Raw genomic sequence first — 1,969 nt, forward strand, 5'->3', positions numbered from 1 at the left:
GGCGGCCGGAGAAGCCGGTCCGGCGCGGGTCCCGCGCCTGACCGGCCGGGTCCGGCCCGCTGCCTCAGCGGAACTGCGGCGGGACCCCGTACGGCCCGGCCTGCGGCGCGACGAACTGCGCGGGAGCACGCTCGGCGCGCTTCGGGTCGTCACCCCAGGCGTTCTGACGGTGCTCGCCGTCGGCCGCCAGCCACACGATCAGCAGCACACCCCGACCAGCGGGACGAGGCCGATGAAGTACCACCACCCGCTGCGGCCGGTGTCGTGCAGCCGCCGCACCAGGAGCGCGATCGCGGGCACCAGGTGGACGAGTGCGACCACGGTCGCCAGCACCGGGGCGCCGAGCAGCTGCGTCGTCCCCAGGACCACGTCCAGGGTCCCGGCGACGAGGTAGATCCCCAGGTAGACCAGGGCGAACATCCAGTACTCGGCCCGCCGGGCGCGCCCCCGGAAGTCGGAGAACCCGCGCATCGCCTGCAGGTAGTACGTCATGACGTGGCCCTCTCGCCGTGCGACCACGGGCTGGTCGCTCGGACGAGGGGATGCCGCCCGGGGGCCGGCCGTTACAGCGCGCGGGTCAGAAGAAGTCCCCGCCGAAGTCGGAGTCGTTGTCGAACAGGCCCCCGCCGTCGAAGCCGCCCTGGTCGGCGCCGTCGAAGCCGCCGTCGGCACCGCCGTCGAAGCCCGGGTCGTCGAGGGCGGCGCCGTCGGCGAACCCGTCGGCGTAGGCGGCCGGGTCGGCGCCGGCCATCCCGCTGAACAGCGAGGTGAACAGCAGCGCCGAACCGACACCCCAGGCCCCGGCGACGAGTGCGGGCTTCCACCACGGCTCGGAGTACCAGCCGCGCGGCACCGGACGCCCGGCGACGGTCCCGCCGGGGTAGTAGTGGCTGTTCCGGTCGGTCGGCCGCGGCGACGCGCCCAGGCTGCGGCCCTCCACCTCGACCTCGCGGTCCTCGGTGAAACCTCAGGTCACCGAGGACCGCGAGGTCGAGGTGGAGGGCCGCAGCCTGGGCGCGTCGCCGCGGCCGACCGACCGGAACAGCCACTACTACCCCGGCGGGACCGTCGCCGGGCGTCCGGTGCCGCGCGGCTGGTACTCCGAGCCGTGGTGGAAGCCCGCACTCGTCGCCGGGGCCTGGGGTGTCGGTTCGGCGCTGCTGTTCACCTCGCTGTTCAGCGGGATGGCCGGCGCCGACCCGGCCGCCTACGCCGACGGGTTCGCCGACGGCGCCGCCCTCGACGACCCGGGCTTCGACGGCGGTGCCGACGGCGGCTTCGACGGCGCCGACCAGGGCGGCTTCGACGGCGGGGGCCTGTTCGACAACGACTCCGACTTCGGCGGGGACTTCTTCTGACCCGCGCGCTGTAACGGCCGGCCCCCGGGCGGCATCCCCTCGTCCGAGCGACCAGCCCGTGGTTCGCACGGCGAGAGGGGCCACGTCATGACGTACTACCTGCAGGCGATGCGCGGGTTCTCCGACTTCCGGGGGCGCGCCCGGCGGGCCGAGTACTGGATGTTCGCCCTGGTCTACCTGGGGATCTACCTCGTCGCCGGGACCCTGGACGTGGTCCTGGGGACGACGCAGCTGCTCGGCGCCCCGGTGCTGGCGACCGTGGTCGCACTCGTCCACCTGGTGCCCGCGATCGCGCTCCTGGTGCGGCGGCTGCACGACACCGGCCGCAGCGGGGTGGTGGTACTTCATCGGCCTCGTCCCGCTGGTCGGGGTGGTGCTGCTGATCGTGTGGCTGGCGGCCGACGGCGAGCACCGTCAGAACGCCTGGGGTGACGACCCGAAGCGCGCCGAGCGTGCTCCCGCGCAGTTCGTCGCGCCGCAGGCCGGGCCGTACGGGGTCCCGCCGCAGTTCCGCTGAGGCAGCGGGCCGGACCCGGCGGTCAGGCGCGGGACCCGCGGGACCCGCGCCGGACCGGCTTCTCCGGCCGCCGGGTCGCCCCGTTCCCCGGGTC

The 1,969-nt window shown here is 75.0% G+C and carries 6 protein-coding genes; 2 read left to right on the forward strand and 4 right to left on the reverse strand.

What is annotated here, in order from left to right; all coding sequences use genetic code 11:
* Window positions 1–64: 64 nt before the first annotated feature.
* The 3 genes from KPL57_RS64830 to KPL57_RS64840 are packed head-to-tail and all read right to left on the reverse strand — an operon-like array spanning window position 65 to window position 940.
* Complete coding sequence (locus tag KPL57_RS64830) at window positions 65–208, reverse strand: hypothetical protein (protein WP_226359414.1); 144 nt, start codon at window positions 206–208, stop codon at window positions 65–67.
* The gene (locus tag KPL57_RS64835; protein WP_226359415.1) at window positions 199–519 is read right to left on the reverse strand and encodes a DUF805 domain-containing protein; all 321 of its coding nucleotides are present in this window, start codon (window positions 517–519) and stop codon (window positions 199–201) included. The genes KPL57_RS64830 and KPL57_RS64835 overlap by 10 nt, the downstream gene beginning before the upstream one ends.
* Before the next feature lie 58 nt (window positions 520–577).
* Complete coding sequence (locus KPL57_RS64840; RefSeq protein ID WP_374204000.1) at window positions 578–940, reverse strand: hypothetical protein; 363 nt, start codon at window positions 938–940, stop codon at window positions 578–580.
* Between the two features lie 19 nt (window positions 941–959).
* Between KPL57_RS64840 and KPL57_RS64845 the strand changes: the two genes are divergently transcribed.
* The gene (locus KPL57_RS64845) at window positions 960–1,358 is read left to right on the forward strand and encodes a hypothetical protein (protein ID WP_374204001.1); all 399 of its coding nucleotides are present in this window, start codon (window positions 960–962) and stop codon (window positions 1,356–1,358) included.
* A gap of 87 nt (window positions 1,359–1,445) precedes the next feature.
* Window positions 1,446–1,790 (forward strand): DUF805 domain-containing protein, encoded by a 345-nt coding sequence (locus KPL57_RS64850; protein ID WP_226359416.1) that lies wholly within the window; start codon window positions 1,446–1,448, stop codon window positions 1,788–1,790.
* On the opposite strand, the gene KPL57_RS64855 is transcribed toward KPL57_RS64850, so the two are convergent.
* A partial coding sequence (locus KPL57_RS64855; protein ID WP_226359417.1) for a hypothetical protein occupies window positions 1,773–1,969 on the reverse strand: 197 nt, incomplete at its 5' end. The genes KPL57_RS64850 and KPL57_RS64855 overlap by 18 nt on opposite strands.

Source organism: Pseudonocardia sp. ICBG601 (assembly GCF_020496245.1).

What these genes read in the sequence shown, in the direction of transcription:
- KPL57_RS64850 (WP_226359416.1), top strand. Translation starts at nt 1,446, where the DNA reads ATGACGTACTACCTGCAGGCGATGCGCGGGTTCTCCGACTTCCGGGGG.